Origin of the sequence: Streptodolium elevatio, assembly GCF_040649515.1 — a bacterium.
In the GTDB taxonomy this organism is placed as follows: domain Bacteria; phylum Actinomycetota; class Actinomycetes; order Streptomycetales; family Streptomycetaceae; genus Yinghuangia; species Yinghuangia elevatio.
Genome location: NZ_JBEZFP010000047.1, coordinates 16,920 through 42,230, shown reverse-complemented (window position 1 = coordinate 42,230; position 25,311 = coordinate 16,920). Strand labels below are relative to the sequence as shown.

General features: G+C 72.4%; 23 protein-coding genes. 10 read left to right on the top strand and 13 right to left on the bottom strand.

The genetic code is table 11. The features are described from left to right. Positions 1–133 precede the first annotated feature (133 nt). Both AB0C36_RS19425 and surE read left to right on the top strand, forming a co-directional pair. A complete protein-coding gene (locus AB0C36_RS19425) occupies positions 134–1,234 on the top strand; it encodes an ADP-ribosylglycohydrolase family protein (RefSeq protein WP_358355608.1) in 1,101 nt (366 codons plus the stop codon). A 362-nt stretch (positions 1,235–1,596) separates the two neighbouring features. After that, entirely contained in the window at positions 1,597–2,511 is a 915-nt protein-coding gene (gene surE / locus AB0C36_RS19420) for a 5'/3'-nucleotidase SurE (protein WP_358355607.1), read from the top strand. Between the two features lie 345 nt (positions 2,512–2,856). Here surE and AB0C36_RS19415 read toward each other — a convergent pair whose 3' ends face one another. Next, positions 2,857–3,591: an acyltransferase gene (locus AB0C36_RS19415; protein ID WP_358355605.1), complete on the bottom strand. Its 735-nt coding sequence runs from the start codon at positions 3,589–3,591 to the stop codon at positions 2,857–2,859. A gap of 172 nt (positions 3,592–3,763) precedes the next feature. Here AB0C36_RS19415 and AB0C36_RS19410 point away from each other — a divergent pair, with 172 nt between their 5' ends. Next, positions 3,764–4,807 carry a zinc-binding dehydrogenase gene (locus AB0C36_RS19410; RefSeq protein WP_358355603.1) on the top strand — a complete coding sequence of 348 codons (1,044 nt, stop codon included), beginning with the start codon at positions 3,764–3,766 and terminating at the stop codon, positions 4,805–4,807. Between the two features lie 185 nt (positions 4,808–4,992). Here the strand turns inward: AB0C36_RS19410 and AB0C36_RS19405 are convergent, their stop codons facing one another. From AB0C36_RS19405 to dhaK, 3 genes are all read right to left on the bottom strand, one after another. Then, positions 4,993–6,642, bottom strand: a complete 1,650-nt coding sequence (locus AB0C36_RS19405) for a putative PEP-binding protein (protein WP_358355601.1) — start codon at positions 6,640–6,642, stop codon at positions 4,993–4,995. 86 nt (positions 6,643–6,728) lie between these two features. After that, positions 6,729–7,331, bottom strand: a complete 603-nt coding sequence (gene dhaL / locus AB0C36_RS19400; protein WP_358355626.1) for a dihydroxyacetone kinase subunit DhaL — start codon at positions 7,329–7,331, stop codon at positions 6,729–6,731. Between the two features lie 88 nt (positions 7,332–7,419). Beyond that, a complete protein-coding gene (gene dhaK / locus AB0C36_RS19395; protein WP_358355600.1) occupies positions 7,420–8,412 on the bottom strand; it encodes a dihydroxyacetone kinase subunit DhaK in 993 nt (330 codons plus the stop codon). Positions 8,413–8,495: 83 nt separating this feature from the next. On the opposite strand from dhaK, the gene dhaM reads away from it, so the two are divergent. Continuing rightward, entirely contained in the window at positions 8,496–8,888 is a 393-nt protein-coding gene (dhaM, locus tag AB0C36_RS19390) for a dihydroxyacetone kinase phosphoryl donor subunit DhaM (RefSeq protein WP_435839073.1), read from the top strand. Then, entirely contained in the window at positions 8,872–9,234 is a 363-nt protein-coding gene (locus tag AB0C36_RS19385; protein ID WP_358355599.1) for an HPr family phosphocarrier protein, read from the top strand. Before dhaM ends, AB0C36_RS19385 begins: the two co-directional genes overlap by 17 nt. 143 nt (positions 9,235–9,377) lie before the next feature. On the opposite strand, the gene AB0C36_RS19380 is transcribed toward AB0C36_RS19385, so the two are convergent. Beyond that, a complete protein-coding gene (locus AB0C36_RS19380) occupies positions 9,378–9,983 on the bottom strand; it encodes a MarR family winged helix-turn-helix transcriptional regulator (protein ID WP_358355597.1) in 606 nt (201 codons plus the stop codon). A gap of 223 nt (positions 9,984–10,206) precedes the next feature. Between AB0C36_RS19380 and AB0C36_RS19375 the strand changes: the two genes are divergently transcribed. From AB0C36_RS19375 to AB0C36_RS19365, 3 genes are all read left to right on the top strand, one after another. Continuing rightward, positions 10,207–10,968, top strand: a complete 762-nt coding sequence (locus AB0C36_RS19375; RefSeq protein ID WP_358355596.1) for an SDR family NAD(P)-dependent oxidoreductase — start codon at positions 10,207–10,209, stop codon at positions 10,966–10,968. 127 nt (positions 10,969–11,095) lie between these two features. After that, a complete protein-coding gene (locus tag AB0C36_RS19370; protein ID WP_358355594.1) occupies positions 11,096–12,406 on the top strand; it encodes a cytochrome P450 in 1,311 nt (436 codons plus the stop codon). 105 nt (positions 12,407–12,511) lie between these two features. Then, positions 12,512–12,673 (top strand): hypothetical protein, encoded by a 162-nt coding sequence (locus tag AB0C36_RS19365; protein ID WP_358355592.1) that lies wholly within the window; start codon positions 12,512–12,514, stop codon positions 12,671–12,673. Positions 12,674–12,814: 141 nt separating this feature from the next. Here AB0C36_RS19365 and AB0C36_RS19360 read toward each other — a convergent pair whose 3' ends face one another. Continuing rightward, positions 12,815–13,405, bottom strand: coding sequence for a YidB family protein (locus AB0C36_RS19360; protein ID WP_358355591.1), 591 nt, complete (start codon positions 13,403–13,405; stop codon positions 12,815–12,817). Positions 13,406–14,033: 628 nt separating this feature from the next. Further along, entirely contained in the window at positions 14,034–14,537 is a 504-nt protein-coding gene (locus AB0C36_RS19355) for an SRPBCC family protein (RefSeq protein ID WP_358355590.1), read from the bottom strand. Positions 14,538–14,698: 161 nt separating this feature from the next. Between AB0C36_RS19355 and pcaD the strand changes: the two genes are divergently transcribed. Continuing rightward, positions 14,699–15,466 (top strand): 3-oxoadipate enol-lactonase, encoded by a 768-nt coding sequence (gene pcaD, locus AB0C36_RS19350; RefSeq protein WP_358355589.1) that lies wholly within the window; start codon positions 14,699–14,701, stop codon positions 15,464–15,466. A gap of 101 nt (positions 15,467–15,567) precedes the next feature. On the opposite strand, the gene AB0C36_RS19345 is transcribed toward pcaD, so the two are convergent. The 4 genes from AB0C36_RS19345 to AB0C36_RS19330 all read right to left on the bottom strand — a co-directional run bounded on the left by AB0C36_RS19345 (position 15,568) and on the right by AB0C36_RS19330 (position 20,133). Beyond that, a complete protein-coding gene (locus AB0C36_RS19345) occupies positions 15,568–16,077 on the bottom strand; it encodes a hypothetical protein (RefSeq protein WP_358355587.1) in 510 nt (169 codons plus the stop codon). Positions 16,078–16,085: 8 nt separating this feature from the next. Beyond that, positions 16,086–16,637, bottom strand: a complete 552-nt coding sequence (locus AB0C36_RS19340; RefSeq protein WP_358355585.1) for a hypothetical protein — start codon at positions 16,635–16,637, stop codon at positions 16,086–16,088. Between the two features lie 102 nt (positions 16,638–16,739). Beyond that, positions 16,740–19,235 (bottom strand): FGLLP motif-containing membrane protein, encoded by a 2,496-nt coding sequence (locus AB0C36_RS19335; protein WP_358355583.1) that lies wholly within the window; start codon positions 19,233–19,235, stop codon positions 16,740–16,742. Between the two features lie 316 nt (positions 19,236–19,551). Continuing rightward, positions 19,552–20,133: a TerD family protein gene (locus AB0C36_RS19330; RefSeq protein WP_358355581.1), complete on the bottom strand. Its 582-nt coding sequence runs from the start codon at positions 20,131–20,133 to the stop codon at positions 19,552–19,554. A 221-nt stretch (positions 20,134–20,354) separates the two neighbouring features. On the opposite strand from AB0C36_RS19330, the gene AB0C36_RS19325 reads away from it, so the two are divergent. After that, the gene (locus tag AB0C36_RS19325) at positions 20,355–20,858 is read left to right on the top strand and encodes a flavin reductase family protein (protein WP_358355579.1); all 504 of its coding nucleotides are present in this window, start codon (positions 20,355–20,357) and stop codon (positions 20,856–20,858) included. Between the two features lie 197 nt (positions 20,859–21,055). Here AB0C36_RS19325 and AB0C36_RS19320 read toward each other — a convergent pair whose 3' ends face one another. Next, positions 21,056–22,081: a cupin domain-containing protein gene (locus tag AB0C36_RS19320; RefSeq protein ID WP_358355577.1), complete on the bottom strand. Its 1,026-nt coding sequence runs from the start codon at positions 22,079–22,081 to the stop codon at positions 21,056–21,058. A gap of 123 nt (positions 22,082–22,204) precedes the next feature. Further along, positions 22,205–25,204, bottom strand: coding sequence for a PQQ-dependent sugar dehydrogenase (locus AB0C36_RS19315; RefSeq protein WP_358355575.1), 3,000 nt, complete (start codon positions 25,202–25,204; stop codon positions 22,205–22,207). Positions 25,205–25,311: the final 107 nt, after the last annotated feature.

Below are 25,311 nucleotides of genomic sequence, written 5' to 3'. Positions count from 1 at the left end.
GTACGCTTCCGCACGGGGCGCGACCGGGCACCCCGGCGGCACGCGACGGTACGCAGGTGAACTCAGCGGGGCGGGACCGGGCCGGAGGGGAGCCGGCGGTCCGCGGCCCCTCCGACTTCGGGGAGGGACATCCATGGCCGCACTGTGGTCGAGAGAGCGGCAGCAGGACTTCCGCAGCCGGGTCAGGGGATGCCTGGTCGGCGGTGCCGTCGGCGACGCGCTCGGCGCCGGGATCGAGTTCCTGTCGCTCGACGAGATCCGCGCCCAGCACGGTGCGGACGGGGTGACCGGGTACGTCACGGCGTACCACCGGCGCGGTGCCATCACCGACGACACGCAGATGACCCTGTTCACCGTCGAGGGGCTGATACGCGCGCACGTGCGCCGCGACGACGGCCTGTGGCACCCGCCGTCGGACGTGCACCGCGCGTACCTGCGCTGGAAGGCCACGCAGAGCGAGTGGGGCCCGGACGAACGCCGCGACGAGGGCTGGCTGGTACGCGAGGAATGGCTCTACAGTTCCCGCGCGCCGGGCCACGCGTGCCTGCGCGGCCTCGACGACGAGGTGATGGGCACCCTCGACAAGCCCAAGAACGCCGACTCCAAGGGCTGCGGCGCGGTGATGCGCTCGGCGCCGTTCGGCATGCTGGTCGGCTGGAGCCCGGACCTCGTCTTCCAACTCGCGGTGGAGTGCGCGGTGCTGACGCACGGTCACCCGACCGGGTACCTGTCCGCGGGGGTGTTCGCGGTGGTGGTGCACGCCCTCATGCAGGGGGCGAGCATCGACGCCGGGGTACGCGGAGCGCTGGAAATCGCCGCCGCCCACGACGGGCACGAGGAGACCGTGGCCGCGGTCGAGGCGGCGCTCGCCATGGTCCGGACCGGCACCCCCGATTCGGGTCGCGTCGAGGAACTGGGCCAGGGCTGGACCGCCGAAGAGGCCCTGGCCATCGGGCTGTACTGCGCGCTGGTGGCCCCGGACGTCCGCAGCGGACTCCTGCTCGCGGTCAACCACTCCGGCGACAGCGACTCGACCGGCTCGATCTGCGGCAACCTGCTGGGGGCCATGCACGGGGAGACCGCGCTGCCCGCCGACCTGGTCGCCGAACTGGAGGGCCGCGGCACGATGTTGCAGCTCGCCGACGACTTCTCGATGGAGATGACGCAGTCCGCCGCGCTGCACGGCGCCGACGGACCGCGTACGCACTGGGCGAAGCGCTACCCGGCGACCTGACCGGCGTCGGCGCCGCTGCCCCGGCGTTGCCGGTGGCCCGTCTGGCCGCCGCCTGCACGGCTGCCCGCCTACCCGGTCGCCGGGTCGCCCGGCCCGCGGGCTGATACGGAACGCGCCCCCGCCCGGGTGAACGGCCGCATTTGTTCTATTGAAATGTCCGCGTGTTGAGCCTATTTTCGCTAACCGCTGGTTGACACGAGTCCGCGCAGGGGAGCCGCGCGCGTGTCCACCGGGGGGAATCGTTTGCGCTCGATCGCGCTACCCGTACCGTCCACCGGGTGCCGCTGCACGTCATCGGCAATCACCTCTTCGTTCCACGGAGGCCCGAGATGGCTCGGTTCGGCAACAGACCCGTAAGACTCGTGACCGCATTTGCGGTCTGCGCATCGGTGCTCGGCCTGGCGGCGCCCGCCGCCGAGGCGGCCGCGCCCGCACCCGCGCCCAAGCGGCTGGACATCCTGCTGTCCAACGACGACGGCTACCAGTTCCCGTTCATCCGCGCGGTGCAGGGCGCGTTGAGGGCGGCGGGACACAACGCGGTGATCGTCGCCCCGGCGACGGACCAGTCCGGCAAGGGCACCGGCATCAACGCCAAGCCCGGCTCGGTGTTCAAGGCGGCGGAGGTCGAGCCCGGCATCTGGTCGGTGGAGGGCACGCCCGCCGACTCGGTCGCGTTCGGCATCCAGCACGTGTACCAGAACAAGAAGCCCGACCTGGTCATCTCGGGTATCAACGCGGGCCAGAACATGGGTGCCACGACGAACCACTCCGGCACCGTCGGTGCCGCGATCACGGCCGCCGAGAAGGGCGTTCCGTCCATCGCGGTCAGTGCCGAGTTCGACGTCGCGAACCCGACCAACCCGTTCCCGCAGATCCCGCAGGCCGTCGGCTTCACCGTCAAGCTGGTCGAGAAACTGGTCGCCACCGCGCCGCGCAACGGCCCGGTGCTGCCCGGCAAGGCCACGCTCAACGTCAACTACCCGGTGAAGCCCACCGGCAAGGTGGCGCTCACCAACGTCGGTTCGGCCGAGGCGATCTTCACCAAGTACGTGCCGGCGCCCGACCAGTGCGCCACGTGCTTCCGTCTGGACCTGGGCGTCGACCCGAACGCCCCGGAGCCGGTCGGCAACGCGGACACCACCGCCGTCGGCCAGGGCAAGGTCTCCGTCTCGCTGCTGGACGGCGACTGGACGACACCCGCGTGGGCGCTGGGCCAGGTCGTGTCGGTGTTCGACAACCTGAGCCTGCGGTTGCGGCTCACCGGGCTGACCGCGTAACGGAACGGCCCGGCATACCAAGGCCGTCGGGGGAACGGGCGGCCAAAACGCCTGCGGAACAGGTGGGGATCAGATGGGGGAGCAAGTGGGGATCAGGCGGGGGACAAGGACCACCGGTGCCGGGGACCGGTGCTGGAATGCCGGGGGCGGCATCGCACACGTGTCGCCCCCGGCAGGCCCTCGGACCCGCCGAACTCCCGGTCTTTCCAGGCCGGTTGACGCCGATGTGGCGTCGGCCTTCCGCCTGCTGCCCGTCTGACGCCGGACTTCCGTCCGCAGGCCTTGCCTCAGCAGGCCTTCCGTCCGCCGCGCGAGCGGCCCTGACACGTGACCGCCCCGGCCGTGTCAGTCCGCCGCGTGGTTCTCCCACTGCTCGATCAGTGCCACCAACTGCTCGTGCGTGACGCCGTCCGGGATGCCGGAGGGGATGTTGCGCAGGGGCGGGTCCCAGCCGGTGGCCGGGTCGTACCGGCGCACGACCTTCGCCGGTACGCCGGCCACCACGCTGTGGTCGGGCACCGTCCCGCGCACCACGGAGCCGGCCGCCACCACGACGTTCCGGCCCAGCCGGGCGCCGGGCAGGATGATCGCCCCGGCGCCCAGCCAACTGCCGTCGCCGATCACGACGGTGTCGTTGACCGGCCACTGCTTGCCGATCGGCTGGTCGGGGTCGGCGTAGCTGTGGTTCTGGTCGGTGATGTAGACGTACGGCCCGGTCCACACGTCGTCGCCGATCGCGATCGAGTGGTGGCCGACGATGTGGCTGCCGCGGCCTATCGTGCAGCGGTCGCCGATCGTGACGATCGGCCTGCTGCCGAGGTCGTGGCCCGGCGCGAGCCCCGCGGACAGGCTCACGTGGTCGCCGAACCCGGTCTCCTCGCCGATGTGGATCCAGCGTTCGCCGAAGATCGTGCCGGTCGGGAACGCGAACTTCGACCCTGAGCCGAGCGCCCCGAACCGCAGCAGACCGGGCCGGTCGGCGGTGATCGCACCGGCTTTGCGCACCGCGTCCCAGCCGCGGTGCAGGGTCCGCGAAACGGCCCGGCGGCCGTGTGCGCGCAGGGCTTGAGCCATCGACATGGCGCCCACGCTAGCGAGATCGACTCGACGCGAGGCCGGTGGTGGGACGAAGGTCACGCCGCCCGGGCGGCGACCCACCGGAGTTGCCCACCGAGCGCTCTGCCATCCGTACGGCGCGTCGGCTAGATTCGCGCCTGTAACACTGTTACTGACTCTCTCCCCGGAGCAGCCCATGCGCGCCGTCGTCATCAACGGAACCCGCGACGTCACCGTCGAGAAGGTCGACGACCCGGTGCTCAGTGGCCCCGACGGGGCGATCGTGCAGGTGACCGCGAGCGCGCTGTGCGGCTCCGACCTGCACTTCTACGAGGGCGACTTCGCGGTGAGCGGCCTGCGGCCCGGCCACGAGGTGGTCGGCACGGTACTGGAGACCGGCAGCGCGGTGAGCCGGGTGCGCGCCGGCGACCGCGTCCTCGTCTCGCCGGTGTTCGGCTGCGGCAAGTGCGCGGGCTGCGCGGCCGGCAACGGCATCGACTGCACCGGCGGCGGCCTGCGCGTGCTGGGCAGCGGCCCGGACCTGCCCGGCGGGCACGCCGAGGCGGTCGAGATCCCGGTCGCCGACATGGCCCTGCTGCCGATCCCCGAGGACATCTCGGTCGACAACGCGGTGCTCCTCACCGACGCGCTGCCCACCGGCTGGACGGCCGCGAGCCGCGCGGACATCCGGCCCGGATCCACCGTCCTGGTCATCGGCCTCGGCCCGGTCGGTCTGTACGCGCTCCAGTCGGCGCAGGTGCTGGGTGCCGGCCGGGTGCTGGCGGCCGACCGCGTACCCGAGCGCCTCGCGATGGCCGAGGCGCTGGGCGCCGAGCCGATCGACGCGTCCGCGGGCGACATCGCCCAGCAGGTGCTTGCCGCGACCGGGGGCCTCGGCGCCGACTCGGTCATCGAGGCGGTCGGACACGACGTGACCCTGACCGCCGCGCTCAACGCCGTGCGCACCTCGCACACCGTGTCGGTGGTGGGCGTCAACGCCAACTTCGCCTTCCCGATCGCCGCTCCGCTGCTGCTGATCCGCAACATCACGATCCGCTTCACGACCGCGCCGGTGGCCGCCACGTGGGCCGAGCTCATCCCGCTGATCCGGTACGGCCGCCTCACCCCGGTGGACGTGTTCACCCACCGCCTCCCGCTGACCGAGGCCGCCCACGGCTACGAGGTCTTCGCGGACCGCTCGGAGGGGTGCCTGAAGGTGCTGTTCGACCCCAGCTGTTGAGTCCGTGTCGGCTGAGTCCAAGTCAGCTGAGTCCGAGTCAGCTGAGTCCGAGTCAGCTGAGTCCGAGTCGGCTGAGTGCGAGTCGGCTGAGTGCGAGTCGGCTGAGTCCGTGTCGGTGGGCCCGCGCCATGTGAGCCCGCGCCCCGAGCCCTTCTCCGCTCGTCGCTGCGCCATCTGAGCCTGCGTCACTCGCCGCCGCGCGCGAGGCGTTCGCGCACCAGCTCGGCGCAGCGTGTCGAGTCCAGCGCGCGCACCTGTTCGCGCACCGCCGCCAACGCGGGCGGTGCCACGGACAGCGCGTCGACGCCGAGCCCGAGGAGCAGGGGGAGTACGCGCGGGTCGGCGGCCGCGTCGCCGCACACCGAGACCGGGCGGCCGAAGGCGTGCGCGTACCCGACCACGCGGCGCACCGCCGTCAGCACGACCGGATCGGCGGTGCGCCTGGGGCTCAGCGCCGGGTCGTCGCGCGCCAGACCGAGCAGTGCCGCGGTGAGGTCGTTCGTGCCCAGCGCCAGGAAGTCCGCCGCCGCGGCCAGCGCTTCCGCCTCGTCGACCGCGCCCGGCAGTTCGACCATCGCGCCGAGCGGCGGGCGGCGCGTGACGCCGGACAGCCGGCACACCTCCGCCAACAGATGGCGACAGCGCGCGAAGTCGGCGGCGCCCTCGACCATCGGCACCAGGATCCGTACGGCGCGCGCGGTGGTCGCGGCGGCTGCCAGGATGCCGCGGAACTGCGTGCGCAGCATGGCGTCCGAGCGCTCCGCACCGGAACCTCCGGTCAGGAACGCAGGCCGCTTGTCGCCCGCGAAGTCGAGCGTACGGACCACGACCGTGCCCTCCGGGCCGTCGCGCAGCAAGGGCACGAGCGACGCGGTGTGCTCCTCGGCGTCCGGCCAGTGGTCGGCCGCCAGGAACGGCAGTTCGGTGCGCAGCAGGCCGACGCCTTCGGCCGCGTTCGCCCGCGCGGCGGCGGCCTCGCGGTAACTGCCCACGTTGGCCCGCACCCGGACGCGGCGGCCGTCCCTTGTTGTGGTGGGGCGCACCTCGGCCTGCGTCGCCCCGTCGGTCGTCTCGGATTCCTCGGCCGGGGTGAAGTCCGGTACCAGGTCCCCGACTTGCGGGTCGACGACGACCAGGCCGCGGTCACCGTCCACGAGTACGCGGTGATCCGCCGTCCCGTGCAGTTCGCGGACGTCCGCACCGAGGACCAGCGGGATTCCCAACGCCCTTGCCACCACCGCAAGATGACCCGTCGGACCGCCGCGCGCGGACACCGCGCCGACAGGGCCGCGTCCCGGCAAGAGCACGTCGGCGGCGGCGAGTTCGTCGCCCACCAGGACGACGTCCGTGCCGCGCGACGTCGGACGCCCGGTGCCGCGCAGCCAGGCCGCCGCGCGTCGGCCGATCTGCCGGATGTCGGTGGCACGGTCGGCGAAGACAGGGTCGCCGAGCGCGGTGAGCGCGTCCGCGTGCCGGTTTGTCGCCGCCACGACCGCCTCGACAGCGGTGAGCCCGGCGCGAGCCAACTCCTCGGCGAGCGACCGCAATGCGGGGTCCTCCGCGATCAGCGCGCCGACCTCGACGATGTCGGCCTGCTCGACGCGGCCCTCGCCGCGCAGCGCGTCGGCCAGCCCGGTCAGTTCCGCCGCGACGGCGGCGAGCGCGTCGGCCACGCTGCCGTGCCCGGTACCGCCGGTGTCGGCCACGCTGCCGTGCCCGGCACCGCCGGGGGTCTCGTCGACGCTCACCATCCGCCCCACCGCGACCCCGCCGGCGCCGGGCACGCCGCGCAGCACCAGGCCGCGGTCGTCGTCCCGGGGGGCGGCGTCGCCCATGGGGCCGGCTTCCTTCACGGGGTCGGCTTCGTCCCGGGGGTACGGGCCGTTCCGCGGCACCGGTCGGCCGTCCCGCGCGCGGGGCGTCATGCGGTGGGGGTGAGGGCTCGGGCAAGTGCGCGGAACATCAGCGCCGTCGAGGTCGCCCCCGGATCCTGATGGCCGATGCTGCGGTCGCCGAGGTACGACGCGCGGCCCTTGCGGGCGCGCAACGGCGCCGTCGCCCGCATGCCCTCTTCCGCGGCCTCCGCGGCGAGCAGTGCCGCATGCGGGAGCGGCGCGTCCGCGGCGGCCTGCATGGCCGCCACCGCCGGGTCGAACGCGTCGACCATGGTCTTGTCGCCGGGGACCGCGCCGCCCAGGCGGCACAGCGCGTCCAGTCCGGTCCGCAGGGCCGCCGCCAGGGTCGCGGTGTCGGCGGAAGGCCCGGTGATGGCCTTGCCCGTGGTGCGCAGCGCGGTGCCGTACAACGGCCCGGCGGCGCCGCCCACGTTGGAGATCAGCGCGCCGCCCACCTCGACGAGGAACGGGCCGGGCTCGGCATCCTCGGCGGCGAGGCGTTCCGCGGCGACGGCCGCCGCGGAGAACCCCCGGCGCAGGTTCGCGCCGTGGTCCCCGTCGCCGATCGCGGCGTCGAGCGCCGTCAGCTCCGCCTCGTGCTCCGCGATCGACGCGGCGACGGCGCGCATCCAGGACAGTGTCGTCGCGGTGTCCAGGTCTCCCACGTTGCTCCCTTGTCCGGTGGTCGTCCCGGTGGTCGTCCGGCGGTCGGCGGCGTCAGCCCCAGCGCAGTGCCGGAGTGTCGACCGGCGCGTCCCACAGGCGCAGCATCTCGGTATCCGCCCGGCACAGGGTGAGGGACGCCCCGGCCATGTCGAGGCTGGTCACATACGTGCCGACCAGGTTCCGGGCGATGGGGACGCCCCTGCGGGCGAGTTCCTCCGCCACGTGTCCGTAAACCACGTACAGCTCCAGGAGCGGCGTCGCGCCCAGCCCGTTGACCAGCGCGATGACAGGGTCGCCGGAGGCGGGCAGCTCGGCGAGGACCGCGTCGACCATGGCGGCGACCAGCTCGCGCGCGGGGCGTAGCGGAGCGCGCAGCCGACCGGGCTCGCCGTGGATGCCGACACCCATCTCGATCTCGTCGTCGCCGAGGTCGAACCCGGGTCGGCCGGCCGCGGGGGCGGTGCCGGCGGCGAGGGCGACGGCGTACGAGCGCGAGGCCTCGTTGGCCCGCCGCCCGGCCTCGGCGACCGCCTTGAGGTCGCCGCCCTCCTCCGCCCGGGCACCCGTGATCTTCTCCACGACGAGGGTGGCCGCGGTGCCGCGTCGCCCGGCGGTCCACGTCGAGTCCTGTACCGCGACGTCGTCGTCGACGAGGACCTTCGCCACCTCCAGGCCCTCTTCGGCGGCGAGTTCGGCGGCCATGTCGAAGTTGAGGTTGTCGCCGGTGTAGTTCTTGACGATGTGCACGACGCCGGCGCCCGCGGAGACCGCGCGGGTCGCCGCGAGCACGCGGTCCGGTGTGGGGGACGAGAAGATCTCGCCCGCGCAGGCGGCGTCCAGCATGCCCGGGCCCACGAATCCGCTGTGCAGCGGCTCGTGGCCGGAGCCGCCGCCGGAGACCAGGCCGACCTTGCCGGGCCGTGGCCCGCCCGCCCGCGTGACGACGCGCAGTTCCCGGTCGACGAGCAGATCGGGCCGTGACGCGGCCAGCCCGGCCAGCGCGTCGTCGACCGCCGACTCGGGGTCGTTGAGGAACTTCTTCATGGTCCTCTCCTTCGCCGGTACGCGCGCACCGTGCGTGCCTTCGCAAGTGACGGAGCGCGACTGTTCTCGTAGCATGCCCGATCGTGGGCAATCTCGTAGGTCTCGTCCTGGTATCGCACAGCCGCACTCTCGCCGAGGGAGTGCGGGAACTCGTCGGGCAGATCGGTGGCGGCGAGGTGTTCGTCGGGATCGCGGCCGGTGGTCCCGACGGCGGGCTCGGGACGTCCGCCGATCGTGTCGCGGCGGCGCTGCGCGAGGCGGACGGCGGTGCGGGTGTGGTGGTGCTGCCCGACCTGGGGAGCGCGGTGCTGACCGTGCGGGCGCTGCTGCTGGAGGAGGCCTGGCCCGGCGTGCGCCTGGTGGACGCCCCGTTCGTCGAGGGGGCGGTCGCGGCCGCGGTCACCGCGGGGACGGGCGCGGATCTGGAGGCCGTGGTGGCGGCGGCGGAGGAGGCGCGGAATGTCCGAAAGCTCTGAGCGGGGGCGCGGCCCGGAGCCCGAGGCGGAGGCGGGGCGCGAGACCGCCGCGGCGCCTGGCCAGGCGGGGACCGCGGCGGGGACCGGGGCCGGGGAGTACGCGGAGGACGTCGTGCTCGGCGCCGATCTGCACATGCGCCCGGCCGGCGCCGTCGTGCGTACCGCCGCCCGCTATGTCGCCGACGTCGAGCTCGTCGCGTGCGGCCGGGTCGCGCGTGCGTCGAGCGTGCTGGAGATCATGGGCCTGGGCGCCCGCGCGGGTACGCCGGTCACGGTGCGCGGGCGGGGCACGGACGCGGAGGCGGCGGTGGGCGGCCTGGCCGTGCAGCTGCGGGAGCCCGCCTGACCCGGGGTCAGGTCCGGGCACGTCCGCCCCGCACACTGGTGCCGCTCGCCTGCGCCGCGTCCGTGGCCGCGCGTCCGTGCACGCATTCGCGCCGTGCGTCCGTGGTCGTGCATCCGTGCCGCGCGTCCGTGCCCGCCGCGCGCTCACCCCTTGGTCGTCTCGGGCCCTCCGCTGCCGTCGGTGTCCGCGTCGCGGTAGCGCACCGACTGCAGGTCGTCGACGAAGCGCGTCATCAGGTCGCCCAGCGCCACCAGTTCCTGTGCCGACCAGGCGGACAGCACCTCGAAGATGTGCCGGTCGCGCACGTTGCGCAGCCGCCGGACGATCCCGCGTCCCTTGGGCGTGAGGCCGACGCGCGTGACGCGGCCGTCGCGGGCGTCGGTGGCCCGCGTCACCATCGCCTCGGTCTCGAGTTTGCGCAGCTCGCGGCTGACCAGCGACATGTCCATGTGGGTGCGCCGGGCCAACTCGCCGATGGTGAGGCCGCCGTCGGCCTGGAGGCGGGCCAGCAGGATCACGGCGGGCTGCGACACCTGCGCGCGGGCGGCACTCATCAGCTCGCCGTGGACGCGGCGGCTCTGTTGCAGGCGGAGCAGCCGTTCGACGGCTCCCTGGACCTGCCGCTGGGCGGCCAGGGCCTCGGGTCCGTCGGCGAACTTCGGGGCGTCGGAGGGATCGGGCGTGTCGGATATGCCCGGCGTTTCGGTGTCGGGCGGCTTGGGGTCGTCCGGCTGCAAGGGAACGCTCACTCCCGCGTCCTGGTCGGGGACCACCCGGGCCGGGGCGGGCGGGGTGATCGGTCGGTTGGTCGGCCGGGTCCGTACGGAGCCGTCCGGTGCCGCGAAGTCTACGGCTGAGGACCGGCTCCGTGTCACGTCCGCGCAGGTCGGCCGTGGGCCCAATCACTTGATTGACTCCACCATTGACTCTGTCGGCGGGCGGTGGTTTGCTCCGCGCGGGACGGAGGTGCGCATGTTTGAACTGCATGGCAGGACCGCGCTGGTGACCGGTGCGGGACAGGGCGTCGGCGCGGGTATCGCCGAGTTGATGGCCCGTCAGGGGGCCGCCGTGGCGGTCAACGACATCGTGGCCGAGCGCGCGGAGGAGGTCGCGGCACGCATCCGCGAGGCGGGCGGCTCGGCGTACGCGCTGCCGTTCGACGTCACCGACCAGGGCGCCGTCGCCCCCGCGGTACGTGCGTTCGAGCGCATGGTCGCCCCGGTCGACATCCTGGTCAACAACGCCGGCAACGGCGGCGCGGAGGGCTTCCGGCCCACCCGCTTCCGCGACTCGGACCCCGCCGACTGGCAGCGGTTCGCCGACATCAACCTCTTCGGCGTCATGAACGCCACGCGCGCGGTCCTCGACGGCATGTGCGCCCGCCGCCACGGCCGCGTGATCACCATCGCCTCGGGCGCGGGCACCCAGGGTCTCAACATCGGCGTATCGCTGTACGGCGCGGCCAAGGGCGGCGCCATCGCCTTCACCCGGCACCTCGCCGTCGAGCACGCGCGCGAGGGCATCACCGCCAACTCGATCGCGGTCGGGCTCATCGACCCGGCCAGCAGCGGCCGACAGGCCTCGGCGACCGTCGCGATGGCCAAGGCGATCCCCGTCGGACGCCTCGGCAAGCCCGAGGACATCGGCGCCACCTGCGTGTTCCTCGCCTCCCGCGAGGCGGAGTGGATCACCGGGCAGACCTGGCAGGTCAACGGAGGGGCGCCGACCACCTGACGCGGGACTCCCGCCGACCGGGCCCACCGGGGGCCCGGCGCCGGCAATTCGGTGTACGACCCCTGTACTTGCCACCGGAGTTCGTGGTTCCCTGTGCCTCAAACCCGAACCGTACCGGGGGTAACGCATGACGGTCACCGAGCACAGCGGGGGAGCCGGGGAATCCGCGGGACGGCAGCGCCCCAAGGCCGCACCGGACTGGGTCAACCTGTCCGACATGGACTTCTGGGCAGGGCCGTTCGGCGAACGCGAGGACGGCTTCGCCCGCCTGCGTGCGGAATGGCCGCTGCCGTACTACCCGGAACCGCCGAGCCCGCTGCCCGGCGGCCCCGGCTACTGGGCCGTCACCCGGCACGCGGACCTGCTGGAGGTCAGCCGCCGCCCCGAGGACTTCTGCTCGGGGCGCGGCGCGACGCACATCCCGGACTTCCCGACCGAGTTCGCGGAGTTCTTCGGCTCGATGATCGAAATGGACGACCCCCGGCACCACCGACTCCGCCGCATCGTGTCACGGGCGTTCACCCCGCGCATGATCAAGAAGTTCGAGCAGGACGTCGAAACCGCCGCGGCAGCCGTCGTGGACGACGTCGCGGCCCTGGGCTCCTGCGACTTCGTCACCGAGATCGCCGCCCGCCTGCCGCTCAAGGTCATCTGCGACATGATGGGCGTGCCCGTGAAGGACTACGGCTTCATCCTCGACCGCACCAACACGATCATCGGGGTGGCCGACCCGGAATACGTGCCCGAGGACGCCGACCACATAACCGTCCTTCTCACGGCCGGAGCCGAACTGGCGGCGCTGCTCACCGAGTTGGGCGCCTACCGGGTGGAGAACCCGGCGGACGACGTCATCTCGGCCCTCGTCAACGGCAACGTCGACGGCGAGCGCCTGACCGCCGACGAGCTCGCGTCGTTCTTCATCCTGCTCGTCGTGGCCGGCAACGAGACCACCCGCAACGCCATTTCGCACGGCCTGCGGCTGCTCACCGAGAACCCCGACCAACGCGCGCTGTGGCTCGGCGACTTCGAGCGGTACGCACCCACCGCGGTCGAGGAGATCGTACGCGTCGCGTCGCCGGTGGTGTGGATGCGCCGCACCGCCACGCGCGACACGGTCCTCGCCGACCAGGCCGTCTCCGAGGGCGACAAGCTCCTGATGTACTACTGGTCGGCGAACCGTGACGGCGCCGTCTTCCCCGAGCCGCGGCGCTTCGACATCACGCGCGACCCGAACCCCCATGTGGGGTACGGCGGTGCGGGCCCGCACTTCTGCCTCGGCGCGCATCTCGCCCGGCGGGAGATCACCATCATGTTCCGCGAACTCCTCGGCCGGCTACCGGACATCCACATGGCGGGCGAGCCGCAGCGGCTGCGGTCGAGCTTCATCAACGGCATCAAGCACATGCCGTGCGCGTTCGCGCCGGCGCCGGGAGTTTGAGCGGAGCGGCAGCCCGGGAGCGGGGTCCGGGCGGCCGGGCGCGGGTTGTTGGGCCGACCGGGTGAGCGTGCGTGGCCCCGGGCGTACCGGGCCGTTGGGCACGGCATGTCGGCGCAACGATTCCTCGCGGCATTTCTTCTGGCCGCCGCCGTCGCCGCGTTCGGCTCCGCCGCTATTGCGTGCGGCGAGGACGCGGCCCCGGGGGAGGGCGGCGGCGCCTCCCACCACCGGGTCGCCCCCGGGGTTCCGAGCGGCTACCTCTTCTGAGCCACCGGCTTCCGAGTCCCGGACGTCCGACTCCCGGACTTCCGAAGGTGTCGGCCTGCCGAGTCACCGACCCACGAACGCGGGATCCGCGGAGTGGGCCCGCTTGCCGGGCAGCTCCGCGGATCCCGGACTCGGGGCCGCTCAGGAAGTGCCTGGCGGTTCTTCCGTTCCCGCGGTCTTCTTGGGCGCCTCCGCGCCCGAGTCCGCGCCCGTCTCGGAAGCCGACCCAGGGGCCTGGTCGGGGGCGGCGTCCGGCGCCGGGCCCGTTGCCGGGGCCGCCGCCGGGGCAGCGCCGCCGGTCTCGTCCAGGAACTGAGTCAGTGCCTGGTCGAGGTCGGACTCGGGCGGCACCTCGCCGTCCGGCGTCACCGCGTCGACGACCTGCGGCAGCGTGGCGGCGATCCCGGCCGCGGTCTCCTCGCGCGTCATGCCGACCTCGCCCGCGAGCCGGTTGAGCCGCTCCTCGCCGAGCGCGTTGGTGATCTCCTGGCCGCTGACCGGCTGATTGCGGCCGCTGTCGACCCAGGACTTCGTCTGGTCGCCCAGGCCGCCCGCGTTCAGCTGCGAGAGCAGCCCGCCCAGGCCGCCGCCTCCTGATCCGCCGCCCTGCAACATGCCGAGCACGGTCTTGAGCAGCTGGTTCTGACCGCCGCCCGAACCCCCGAGCGCGCCGCCCAGCAGCCCGCCGAGGCTGCCGAGGTTCCCAAGACCCCCCAGGTTCGCGGATCCCATGCGATCTTCTCCCTAGTCGACACACGTGGCTCTCATATTGTGTCAAAAAGGGCAATTCCGCCTGTGCGACCTGCCGTTTTGCGGGACCGTACGCAACCGGCGCGAGGTTCGAGGGAACCCCCGCCCCGCCCGTGGTCGACCGTCGGCGGACGAGCGGACCAGTCACCCCGAACCCACCAGCCCGCCGCCGCCCCGCACGCCAACCCGCCCCGCGCCCCACACTCCGAGCCGCTCCTCACCCACCCCGCGCACCCACGCACTCCGGGACGCTCCTCTCCCCCTCCGCGCGCCCTCTCTCTGCGAGGCTCCCCGTGCGCCCCGCCCGCTCTGCGTCACCGCCCCACCAGCGCTGCGACGCTCCCCACCCGCATCGCGTCCCACCCCGTCCGCGCTGCGCGCCCACCCGCTGCGCCAGGCTCCCTCTGCGCCCCGCCCGCTACGCGTCCCCGCCCCGCCCGCGCTGCGACGCTCCCCACCCGCGCTGCGCGCCGAGCCGCTGCGCAAGGCTTCCTCAGCTCCCACCCGCTGCGCGCCCTACCCGCCCTGCCCTTCCCCCTCCGCGACGCGCCCGCGCGGTTCCCCGCCTACTCCTCACTCGCTCCGCTTACGGGAGTGCGGGTCTTGCGGTTCAGGCCGAGACCGGGGCCAGTTTGCGGTCAAGGCGCTTCATGGCCCGGTGGAACGTGGAGCTCATGGCCCACGGCATGAAGCGCAGCGTGAAGGCGATCAACGGCATGGGGTCGGCGGCGAACGTCCAGGTCACCCGCGATCCGGTGCCGCGCTCCTCGATCGCCCACTCCTCGATGAGCGCGTGGCACATCGGCACCGTCAGCCCGTCGATCCGGTACGCCCAGCGCGTCGGCTCCTCGTAGGCCATCACCGTCTCGTGGAACACCACCGGCTTGACCAGGCGCACTTCACGGCGCGCCCCGACCCCGTGACCACCGTCCGGCGCCGCCGCGAGCCACCGTCCGCCCCGGAAGTTGGGGAACCACGTCTTCCACGTATCCGGGTCGTCGGTCAGCGCGGCGAACACCTGCTGCGGCGGCGCGGCGAGGTCGGCCGTCCAGGACCGGCGGCGCGGCGCGGTCTGCACGAACTCGATCGGTTCGGCGCGGAGCGTGTACTTCACCGGGGCCTCCGAAGGCGGCTGGGCGGAATCACGGACGAACCGCTCAGGTTATTGACGACCCGTCAGACCCACAATGCACAACGTGTCGGGAGCGTACGGGCGCGTCTGCCGCCGAGGGCTGCGAGGATCTTCCGGAAGGATCCGCACGCGAAAGGCGACGCATGCCTGCCACCCTCCACCACCGGTTCGACGGCCCTGAGAACGCACCTGTCATCGTGCTGGGTTCGCCGCTCGGCGCGGACGGCCGCGTCTGGGACGCGGTCGTGCCCGCCCTCGCCGCGACGCACCGTGTGCTCCGCTTCGACACGCGCGGCCACGGCGGTTCCGAACTGCCGCCCGGCAGCCCGACCATGTCCGACCTCGCGGCGGACGTCGTGGCGCTGGCCGACCGGTACGGCGTCGAGCGGTTCGCGTACGCCGGCATCTCGCTCGCCGGCGCGCTCGGCCTCACCCTCGCCCTGGACGCGCCCGAGCGCCTCGACCGGCTCGTGGTGTGCTGCAGCGGCGCCAAGCTCGGCGAGCCCCCGGCCTGGCACGAGCGGGCCGCACTGGTCCGGCGCGACGGCGTCCAGGCGGTCGCCGAGACGGTACTGGGCCGCTGGTTCACCCCGGAGTACGCCGCCCGCGAACCGGGCGTCGTCGCGGAGACGCTGGCGATGCTCCAGGCCTGTCCCGCGGAGGGCTACGCGTCGGTGTGCGACGCGATCGCGACCTTCGACGTACGCGCCCGCCTCGCCGCCGTGACGGTCCCGACCCTGGTCGTCGCCGCCGAGCGCGATCCCTCGACCCCGGTCGCGTTGTCGGAGGAGGTGGCCGCGGGGATCCCCGGCGCGCGCCTCGTCCTCGTGCACGACGCCGCGCACTTGGTGATCGTCGAGAAGGCGGACGAAGTGGCGGAGATCCTGGTGGACTTCCTCAGCGGCTCCTGAGCACGGGGCCTCGGAGCGCCCGCTTCGCGGACAAGCGGAGGCCGCCGACCGGATCGCGGGATCCGGACGGCGGCCTCCGACCGCCACGCGCGCTTCGACCGTCAGAGCGTCACGATCGCCTCGAGCGCGGCACGGTACTGCAGGAGGGCCTGGCGCAGCGCCTCCGTGTCGCCGTTCTTGCCCTGCCGCTGACGCGACAGTTCCTCGCGGCGGCGTACCAGGGCCTCCATCAGCTGGTCGACCGCGGCGGCGTAGATCTCGTCGGCGCCGGCGACTGCGTCGTCCGGGCTGTCGACGAATCCGGCCAGCGTCTCGCGCAGCCGCTTGCGGAGGCCGTCGGCAACCGACTTGCCCAGCAAGGGCGGTAGCGTCTCGCCTGCCCTGGCCGGTGCGGCATGTGCGGGCTGCCGTGCCGAGCCGCGGCCGGTCGAAGGCGCCGGAACCGGTCCGGGCGGTGCCGGGATGGTTGCGGGCGGCTTGAGGGCGGAGCCGGTCTTCTCGGTCACGCGCGCCTGTCGGGTCGCCCGGTCGCGGTCGTCGCGCTCGACGATCGGCGCGTCATCGGTGGTCTTGTCGGTCGGCGAATTCGTGGACGACGTCGAAGAAGTCATGAGCAGCCTCACTTCCCCCGGGCCACCGGGACCGGAGCACGGCCGAGCAGGTCGGTGAACAGCGTGCGGTGGTGCAGCATCGCCTGGCGCAGATCCTCGGTGGACGCCTTGCCGGCCTCGCGAAGGCGCTCGATCTCCTGGGCCTGCCGGTAGCGGTCGATGGAGTGCCCGTACCTGACGGACAGGATCTCCATGCGCTTCTCCCGCGCACCGGTGGGGTATCCGCGGTCGTGCATCACGCGGGTGATGAGGACGTCGGCCTCCGCGAGCGCGTCGCTCGGGGACTCGACGAAACGCTCCTGGAGCGCGCTCCAGGCGTTCTCGTACTTGTCCTTCTCCGCATCCGGCAGTTCCCGGATGTCGAGGTCGCGGAACATGCGTTCTCGTTCCGCGAGGTTGCGTTCGGCGTCTCTGCGGGTGGCGAACTGGCCGAGCGCGCGGTCATATTCCGGACCGAAACGGCGCCGCAGTCGTTGCCTCCGCAGCAGCGGGCGTCCGACGACGAGTGCGGCGCCCGCGAGTACGGCCACGATCACGATGACGATCAGAAATGTGGTCACAGCGAATCCTCTCCGAGGACTCCTCTGCCCTGTTTCTCCTTGTCTCATACGGATGTTGGCAGAGGGGCCCCGGAATCCCGGTACGCGTGTGACGACGGCGGGTCAGTGGGTTCCCGGGGGTGGTCCTGCCGGCGGGGGAGGCACGTCGGGCGGCGACACGTGGCCGGGCATCGTCGGCGGTACGTTCGGCGGCATGGCGGGAGGCGGCGGGGGCGGGGTCATCGTCGTCGGCGGCGGAGTCGCCGGCACCGGGGGTGCCTGGGGTCGGCCGGGCGGCGGTACGTACGGCTGCCCAACGGGCGGCGGCGGCACGGCCGTTCCGGTGCCGCCGGCGACGGGCGGGGCCGTACCGGGCGACGCACCCGGCATCGCACCGGGCGGAGGCGGCGGCATGTACGGCGCCATCTGCGGGGGAACGCGCGGCGGCACCGCCCGGGCCGCGCCGACGGGCATGCCCGCGGGCGCGGGCATCAGCGCCGGGTCCGGGACGTACTTGAAGTACGCCCAGAACAGGCCCGACACGAGCGCGAATCCGGCGAACAGCAGCAGCGCGGCGGTCAGCGAAGTGTCGTCGTCCGAGCCGGCCCGGCCGGAGTTGAGCACCAGGACGTGCACGAAGAGGAGGATCGCGACGGTGTAAGTCGCCGCCCAGACCCAGGTGTTCCACTGGCGCAGCTTGTCGCCGTCCAGCACCCGCAGGGGGATGAGGCCGAACAGGACGGTCTCCACGCCGAGGATGAACGTGGTGCCCAGGATCGTGTCGGCGATCACCAGGCCGACGTTGGCGTCCACGGCGATCGCCTTCTCGTGCACGAACTCCAGGCCCACCCAGGCGGCGACGCTGACCAGCAGCGCGCCGACGGCGCCGAAGAGCACGCCCTTGCCCTCCTGGGCCCGGCTCAACCGCCGTTCGCGCAGCGCCACATAGCCGATCACGAGGCCGAAGACGTAGCCGGGAACGAAGTCCGACATGCGCGACAGCACCGTGCAGAAGATCGCCAGGCCGAGAGCGGCGGGCACGGTCTTGAGCACTCCGGGGACGCCGGAAGCCCGCTTGGCGTTCCGCTCGTTGGGCCAGGAGTAGGCGAAGATCACGAGCGGCGCCGCGACCAGGAAGCCCAGCAGCAGGATCCCGGACTTCGCGTTGAACCCGGAGTCCGGGTCGACGAAGGTCGACGCCAGCGCGCTGAGCACGACGAAGACCGGCAGGATCCACGGCGACGCCCACAGCGAGCGCCCGGGGACCGCCGCGGTGCCGAACGCACCCGAACCCCCGGGGGCGCCATGGGCACCCGGGCCGCCGGACGCACCGTACGCGCCCGAGCCGCTCGCCGCGCCGTGGGCACCGGTGCCGCCGGACGCGCCGTACGTGCCGCTGCCGGAGGCGTACGCGCCGCCGCCGGCCCCCGCACCGCCCGCACCCGGGTCCATGCCCGCGGCGCCGCCCGGCCCGTACGCGCCCGCGCCCGCACCGCCCGCACCCGGGTCCGGTCCGGCGAAGCCGCCGGGGCCGTACGCCCCGCCGCCGCCCGCGTGCTGCCCGGTCATGCCGCCGGGGTCGGACGCGTGGAGCCCGGTCATGCCGCCGGACGGGGAGGCGTGCATCCCGGTCGTACCGCCGCCGGGTCCGCCGCCCGCACCGCCGGCGCCGGGGTCCATGCCGCCGCCGCCACCGGGCGGGAACGGGCCGGTCCCGCCGCCGCCCGCGGGGTTGGGCCCGCCGGCACCCGCGGGGCCGCCGCCGCGCCGCCGCCACCATCGCGAGATGCGCCGCTGGTTCGCCTCGAACGTGCGGTTGAACAACTCGGCGGGGAAGCCGATCAGCAGGACGAGGCCGGCCGCGAGGCCCGCGGTCTTGCCGACGCTCTCCGGGTCCAGGGGCACGTCGCTCGGCATGGGCAGGGCGTTGAGGATCGTCGAGACGTCGCCGCCGACGACGGGCAGCAGCGCCTCCTCCAGGCTGTCGGTGATGCCCTGCTGGTCGTCGGCCGCGAAGTACTTGCCGCCGGTGGTGTCGGCGATGCAGCTCAGCTCGGTGTTGGCCTGGTCGCTGGTCTGGAAGCCGACGGTGTGTGCGACGAACTTGATGCCCGCCTGCTGCTGGACCTCGACGACGACCTCGCACGGGTCCTCGTCGCACGAGCTCTCGCCGTCCGAGACGAGGATGAGGACCTTCTCCGACGAGTCCTTGGGGAACTCGTTCGCGGCCGCGCGGATGGCGTCGGGGGTGGGCGTGCGGCCGTTGGTCTGCAGCGCGTCCACCTCGTCGCGCAGCGCGCCGCGGTTGCCGGTGGCGGGCTCCACCAGCAGCTCGCCGCCGTCGCCGCACTCGCCGGAGAACTCGTGCAGGCCGACCTTGTCGCTGTCGGCCAGCGAGCCGATGGTCGAGCGCAGCGCGGCCTTGGCCTCGGTGAGCCGGGTGTCCTGGCCGTTTCCGGTGGGCTCGTTCATCGAGTCCGAGGTGTCGACCACCAGGATGATCGTGCGCTTCGGGGCGGCCGACGCGGCCGGCGCCCAGAAGACCACCAGGACGAGTGCGGCCGCGGCGACCAGGGTGGCCCTCTTCCACCGGTCCGCTCGGCTGCTCGCTACCGCCATGTGACCACGCCTCCGGAACGACTGCTCGTTGATGGCACGGGCGACCGGCAGCGTCGTCTCTGGGCGCCCCCCGCCATGCACTGCAAAACCAGTGTGTCGGGCCGAGCGGTACGAAGGGAGGGGAATTCCCTCGATCGGGACCGTCGGCGCGACGATTTCCGAAGGCGCACCGGATCGGCGCACCCGGGATGACGGCAATCATCCGTATTCAGACGGTCTCGCGGACGTTCTCGGCGGGCGGCCTGTGTCGGCGACCGCCGAAGGCCGAAGGGCCCCGGCGGATGCCGGGGCCCTTCGGGTGGTCGTGGTGCGGTGCTCAGACGTTGACGCCGAAGTCCTTGGCGATGCCCGAGAGGCCGGAGGCGTAGCCCTGGCCCAGCGCGCGGAACTTCCACTCGGCGCCGTTGCGGTAGATCTCGCCGAACAGCATCGCGGTCTCGGTGGACGCGTCCTCCGAGAGGTCGTACCGCGCCAGCTCGGTGTTGTCCGCCTCGTTCACGATGCGGATGAACGCGTTGCGGACCTGGCCGAAGGACTGCCGCCGGGTCTCCGCGTCGTACACCGACACCGGGAAGACGATCTTGTCGATGTCCGGGGTCAGCGCGGCCAGGTTGACCTTGATCTGCTCGTCGTCGCCCTCGCCCTCGCCGGTCTTGTTGTCGCCGGTGTGCACGACGCTGCCGTCCGGGGTGGAGGCGTTGTTGAAGAACACGAAGTGCTGGTCCGACGCGACCTGGCCCGACGTGTTGACGACGATCGCGCTGGCGTCGAGGTCGAAGTCCTCGCCGGTCGTCGTACGCAGGTCCCAGCCCAGGCCGACGACGACGGCGGTCAGCGTGCCGCCCGCGGCCTCCTTGGTGAGCGAGACGTTGCCACCCTTGCTGAGGCTCACAGCCATGGGGGAATCCCTCCGAGGTTCTGGATCTCGATGTGTCCGGTCGATTGTCCGGTTTCCGCACCGAAGGTACTTGCCATCAGCAGGACGCGGGGAGGGGTCCCGGAAGTTCCCGGGCCGCGTGTCGTACGTGAGCTTGCCTACGCCCTCTTGACGGGGGGTCGGAAATCGCGTGTCATAGGCGCAACGAAAAGTCATACGACTATTAGTCATAGTCGCTTTCCATGAGCTCTGGGGCCGCCATGTCCAGCGTCACGATCGACCCCGCGCGGATGCGCAACGTCATGGGGCACTTCGCGACCGGCGTCACGGTCATCACGGCCGTGCACGAGGGCGCGCCGGTGGGCATGGCATGCCAGTCGTTCACCTCGCTGTCTCTGGAGCCCGCGTACATCTCGTTCGCCCCGGCGCTGACCTCGACGACGTGGCCGCGCATCCGCGAGGCCGGGTCCTTCGTCGTCAACGTGCTCGCCGAGGACCAGCAGGACGTGTGCCGTGCGATGGGCCGCAGCGGCGGCGACAAGTTCGCGGACGTCGCCTGGGACAAGGGCGGCAACGGCGCGCCGCGGCTCGCCGGAAGCATCGCCTGGATCGAGGCGGACGTCGAGCACATCCTGCCCGGCGGCGACCACGAGATCGTGATCGGCCGCGTGAGCGCGCTCGAAGTGCCGCGCGACGCCGCCCCTTTGCTGTTCTTCAGGGGGGCGTACGCGGGCCTCACGGGCTGACACCCCGGCAACTGCCTTGCCGGACGGCCCTCTTCGGGCCGACCAGGACCACCCGCGACCGGGGGACGGCCGGACGCGGGACGACGGCGGAACGCGGATACCCCTGTTTCCGCGATCCGCCGGGCACGCCGCAGGCCCGTCGCGATCCTCGTACCGGGGTCGCGGCGGGCCTGCGGCGTTCGCGCGTCCAGCGCCCGCTACTTGCGGTCCGTGAAGCGGATGTCCAGGCTGCGCAGGTACGTCTGGAGGCCCGCGTCCTGGATCGGGATCAGGTGGGCGGGCGCACCCGATTCGTTGTGGTGCGCATGCCACTTGCCCGGAGGCGTGACGAACGCGCCGCCCGGCTCCCAGTCCACGCGCACCGGGTCGACGATCTCGCCGCGCTCGTCCAACCGGTCGCCCAGCAGCGAGTAGCAGCCCGGCCGGCAGTCCAGGATCAGGTCCAGTGCCACCGACTGGTGCCGGTGCGGGCGTTGGATCTGCCCGACGGGCAGCAGGCCGAACATCGCCCACAGCACGTGCGTGACGGTCAGCGTCTGGTCCTGCCCGGCGTTGTTGAGCAGCACGCTCACCCGGTTCTTGGCGTTCGCCCCGGGCGCGTTGGCGATCGCGTCCAACTCGGCGACCGCGCGCTCGCGCGAGAACTTGGTGGGACGGAACTTCGGGCCGTCGGGCCGCACTCCGAGGTAGCGCAGCAACGGCTCGTCGTGCACCCAGTACATGACGGTGTCCGCGTCGGCGTGGTGCACGACCTCGCCCACCGCGGGCAGGACGATGAAGTCGCCCTTCTCCCACCGGGCCACGCGGCCGCCGACCACCGACGTGCCGCGCCCGTACATCACGTAGTAGAGCTGTGAAGTCGCGTTGACGGCGAGTGCCAGCCGGTCGCCGCGGTTGACGCGGACGAAGCTCGCCAGCAGCGCGGGACTGGTCGCCGGGCCGCCTTCCACGCGCATCGGTTCGGCGAGGTCGAGCGGGATCGCCCGCGACGGCCCGTCGCCGTGTAGTGCGGCCGGGAACACCACCGCCGGGACCTCGGTCGTGAAACCGGCGCCGATCGGGTTCGCCGCCTTGGTGTACTCCCAATAGCGGGCGTCCGCGGACCAGTCGTCCGCCAGGGCGTCGAGGCGCCCCTCGAAGCCGTAGGTCGCGACGTCGACCACCGGAGGCGCGGGCACCGTGGGGTCGAACAGCGTGTCATTCGTCAGATCGATCGACGTCATGCCCTCGATGCTGCCAGCAAAGACGGGCGGGCGGTACGACGAGGATCACCCCGCGCCGCACCGCCCGCCCGTCACGCACCTGGCCGACGCCCGTGCCGCCCCGAGGGGGCGGCACGGGTCACGTCAGTTCCTGCGGTCCACCACCGCCCCGGTCCTGGCGTCCCAGACCACGTAGCCCTTCTGGAAGTTCTGGCGCCGCCCGTTGGGTACGCCGAACTCCTCACTCGTCGGGAACCCGAGGTAGGAGTTCTCCCAGCCGAGTTGCGCATAGCGCGTCTGGATGGCGCCGTAGACGGCATGCGCGCCGGTGGACGGCGACCAGTACACGAGGCCGAACTGGAAGGCGTTGAAGCGGCCGTACACCTTCGGGGTGGCGGTCTCGCCGCTGGTGGGGAAGCCGAGGCGGCCGTTGTCCCAGCCGTACTCACCCCACTTGGTGTGGATCGCACCCATCACCATCTGGGCACCGGTGCCCGGCGACCACACGATGGTGCCGCCCTCGAAGTCGTTGAAGCGGCCGCCCGGACGTGCGGTGGGCAGTTCGTCGGTCCGCGGGAACCCGAGGACTCCCCAGTCCCACTTCAGCTCGCCGTACTTGGTCAGGATCGCGCCGTACACGGCGTGCGCCCCCGTCCAGCCGGACCAGGTGATCGACCCGTTCTGGAAGTAGTTGTACCGGCCGCCGGGCTTGACGGTGCCCATTTCGTCGGTCGTCGGGTACCCCAACGGGCCGCGCTCCAGGCCGAGTTCGGCCCACTTGGTGTAGATCGCGCCGAACACCGAGTGGGCGCCGGTCTGCGGCGTCCAGTAGGTCGCGGCGCCGTACTCGAACCGGTTGTACCGGCCGACGCCGTCCGCCGTCGTGAGCTCGTCGGTGGTCGGTGCGCCCATGGTGGCCGGGCCGCCGTTGGCCAGGTAGTTCGTCAGGATCAATCCCTCGACGATGTGCGCGCCGGACTGCGGCGTCCAGTACATGCGGCCGCCCTGGAACTCGCGGGTGCGCAGCGTGCCGTTGCCGGTCTCGGCGCCCAGCGGCGCCCCCAACTTGGCGGCCGCCGGCTTGTCCGTCGCGAGGCGCTTGTCGATCGGCGTCTCGTACGTGACGGTCAGCTCCACGTCGCGGTCGGGCATCGTCATGTCGTGCACGCGCGCCCCGCCGTCGCCCCACGACTTGAACGTCGCCACGCCGTCGATCGCGGTCTCCGCCGCGACCAGCGACAACTTCGAGCCGACGGTGACCGGGACGGTCTGCGCGTCCCGCGAGTTGATGGTCACCGCGGCCGGGGAGGTCGACCGGACGGTGAGGTTCATCAGCTTCGGCCACGCCTTGTAGGAGCGCTGCGTCGTCACGCCCTTCGCGTCCGTCACGAACGCGGTGATCTGCATGTGCGTGTCGTCGCCGTGGTCCTCGAACGGCACGTTGTACTCGGGACCGGTGTACGCCTTGCTCGGGTGCGAGTGGCAACCGCCCCCGTAGCAGTGGAACATCACCGATTCCCAGCGGACCGTGAGCGGTGTCGGCGTGCCGTCGGCCGCGAGTTCGTCCGCGTCGGTGGCCTGCGCCTTGATGACCAGCGCCTCGTCCACCTTGAACTTGTGGTCCTCGGCCGGGGCCGAGACCCATTCGATGGTGGGCGCGTGGTTGGCCGGCACCACCTTGAGCTTGTACGTGCCGCTCTTCCCGCCGGGGTCCTTGACGGTCAGCGTCGCCGTGTAGTCCCCCGCTTCCGCGTACCGGTGGCTCGCGGTGACCCCGGTGCCCTTCTCGCCGTCGCCGAAGTCCCACGCGTAGGTGAGCACGTCGCCGTCCAGGTCCGTGGTCGCGGACGCGTCGAACTGCACGGTGAGCGTTGCCGGTTCGACCGTCGTGGTGGCCTTGGCGACCGGGGCGCGGTTGCCGCCCTCGTACACCAGGCGCTTGACGACGTTCGAGCAGATGTCGACCATCACCAGGTCGCCGTTGGGGGCCGCGGTGAACTTCACGATGCAGTTGCCGCCGCCCTGCTGCATCGGCACCGTCTCGCGGCTGAAGACCGTCGGCACGGGCGCCGGCAGCAGCTTGCCCTGCGCGTCGCGCAGCTTCATGTTGCTGACGGTCTGCAGTGCGTAGTCGGCGAAGAAGTACGAGCCGCGGTACTGCTCGGGGTACGAGGTCCCGGTGTAGACGATGCCGCCGGTGACGCTCGCGTTCTTGCCGTTGTGGCTGTACGTGTGCAGCGGCTTGGTCGCCGTCACCCCGAAGCAGCCGGGCAGGTCGCGGTAGCCGCCCGCGGTGTCGTCGCCCTCCCAGCACGGCCAGCCGAGGTTGTCCCCGGCCTTGACCATGTTGATCTCTTCCCACCAGTTCCAGCCGACGTCGCCGACCATGGGCGCGCCGGTGACCGGGTCGAGGGTGAAGCGGAACGGGCTGCGGAAGCCCTTCGCGTAGACCTTGCTGCTCCAGGAGTTCGGCGTGGCGGCCTTGTAGTACGGGTTCGTGGCGACGCCCGCGCCGTCCTTGGTGATGTGCAGGAGCTTGCCGTACGGGCTGTCCAGCTTCTGCGCGTCGAGCGCCAGCGGGTCGACGCGGATGAAGTCGGCGGAGTCGCCGATGCTCACCCATACCGTGCCGTCGGCGGCCGCCTCCACCCCGCTGATGCCGTGCACCGCGGTGCGCGCCGGGGTCTCCAGGAGCACCTTCTCGGTGCCGAGGCCGACCGGCTTCGGGTCCGCGCCGGCGGAGAACTGCACGGTGAAACGGCCGAGGCGCATCACGCTGGTGTCTGTCGTGCGGGCGACGTAGAGAAAGCCCGAGGCCGCGAAATCCGGGGCCACCGCGATACCGGTCAGGCCGAGGTCCTGGTCGTCGCGGACCGGAAGGTCGCCGAGCGGCGTCACTTCACCGGTGGGGGCGACATAAGCGAGGTGTCCGGACTTTGCGGCAGATATATAGCCGCCGTCCGGTGTGTACGCGATATCGGTCGGCAGGGACTGCTGGCCGCTGGGCATTTCGCGTATCGAGAAGCCCGCGGGCAGAGTCTGCGCGGCCTCGCTCTTCTGGGCCATCGAATAGCCGAGGACGGACGCCGTGACGGCCAGGACGATGGCCACGGCGATGAGCAGGTGGCGTATTGATCTACGCACACGCGGACGGCGGTGGCTGACTATTGGACTGCTAATGGGACTACTCCTCGTACTCGCGCAATGACAGCGTTGAGCGCGCGAATGGGGGTGGATCCGATGACGCTACA

Coding starts and splice junctions, on each gene's coding strand:
- AB0C36_RS19425 (WP_358355608.1), top strand. CDS start 134: ATGGCCGCACTGTGGTCGAGAGAGCGGCAGCAGGACTTCCGCAGCCGG.
- AB0C36_RS19415 (WP_358355605.1), bottom strand. CDS start 3,591: ATGTCGATGGCTCAAGCCCTGCGCGCACACGGCCGCCGGGCCGTTTCG.
- AB0C36_RS19410 (WP_358355603.1), top strand. CDS start 3,764: ATGCGCGCCGTCGTCATCAACGGAACCCGCGACGTCACCGTCGAGAAG.
- AB0C36_RS19405 (WP_358355601.1), bottom strand. CDS start 6,642: ATGGGCGACGCCGCCCCCCGGGACGACGACCGCGGCCTGGTGCTGCGC.
- dhaL (WP_358355626.1), bottom strand. CDS start 7,331: ATGCGCGCCGTCGCCGCGTCGATCGCGGAGCACGAGGCGGAGCTGACG.
- dhaK (WP_358355600.1), bottom strand. CDS start 8,412: ATGAAGAAGTTCCTCAACGACCCCGAGTCGGCGGTCGACGACGCGCTG.
- AB0C36_RS19385 (WP_358355599.1), top strand. CDS start 8,872: ATGTCCGAAAGCTCTGAGCGGGGGCGCGGCCCGGAGCCCGAGGCGGAG.
- AB0C36_RS19375 (WP_358355596.1), top strand. CDS start 10,207: ATGTTTGAACTGCATGGCAGGACCGCGCTGGTGACCGGTGCGGGACAG.
- AB0C36_RS19370 (WP_358355594.1), top strand. CDS start 11,096: ATGACGGTCACCGAGCACAGCGGGGGAGCCGGGGAATCCGCGGGACGG.
- AB0C36_RS19365 (WP_358355592.1), top strand. CDS start 12,512: ATGTCGGCGCAACGATTCCTCGCGGCATTTCTTCTGGCCGCCGCCGTC.
- AB0C36_RS19360 (WP_358355591.1), bottom strand. CDS start 13,405: ATGGGATCCGCGAACCTGGGGGGTCTTGGGAACCTCGGCAGCCTCGGC.
- pcaD (WP_358355589.1), top strand. CDS start 14,699: ATGCCTGCCACCCTCCACCACCGGTTCGACGGCCCTGAGAACGCACCT.
- AB0C36_RS19345 (WP_358355587.1), bottom strand. CDS start 16,077: ATGACTTCTTCGACGTCGTCCACGAATTCGCCGACCGACAAGACCACC.
- AB0C36_RS19335 (WP_358355583.1), bottom strand. CDS start 19,235: ATGGCGGTAGCGAGCAGCCGAGCGGACCGGTGGAAGAGGGCCACCCTG.
- AB0C36_RS19330 (WP_358355581.1), bottom strand. CDS start 20,133: ATGGCTGTGAGCCTCAGCAAGGGTGGCAACGTCTCGCTCACCAAGGAG.
- AB0C36_RS19325 (WP_358355579.1), top strand. CDS start 20,355: ATGAGCTCTGGGGCCGCCATGTCCAGCGTCACGATCGACCCCGCGCGG.
- AB0C36_RS19320 (WP_358355577.1), bottom strand. CDS start 22,081: ATGACGTCGATCGATCTGACGAATGACACGCTGTTCGACCCCACGGTG.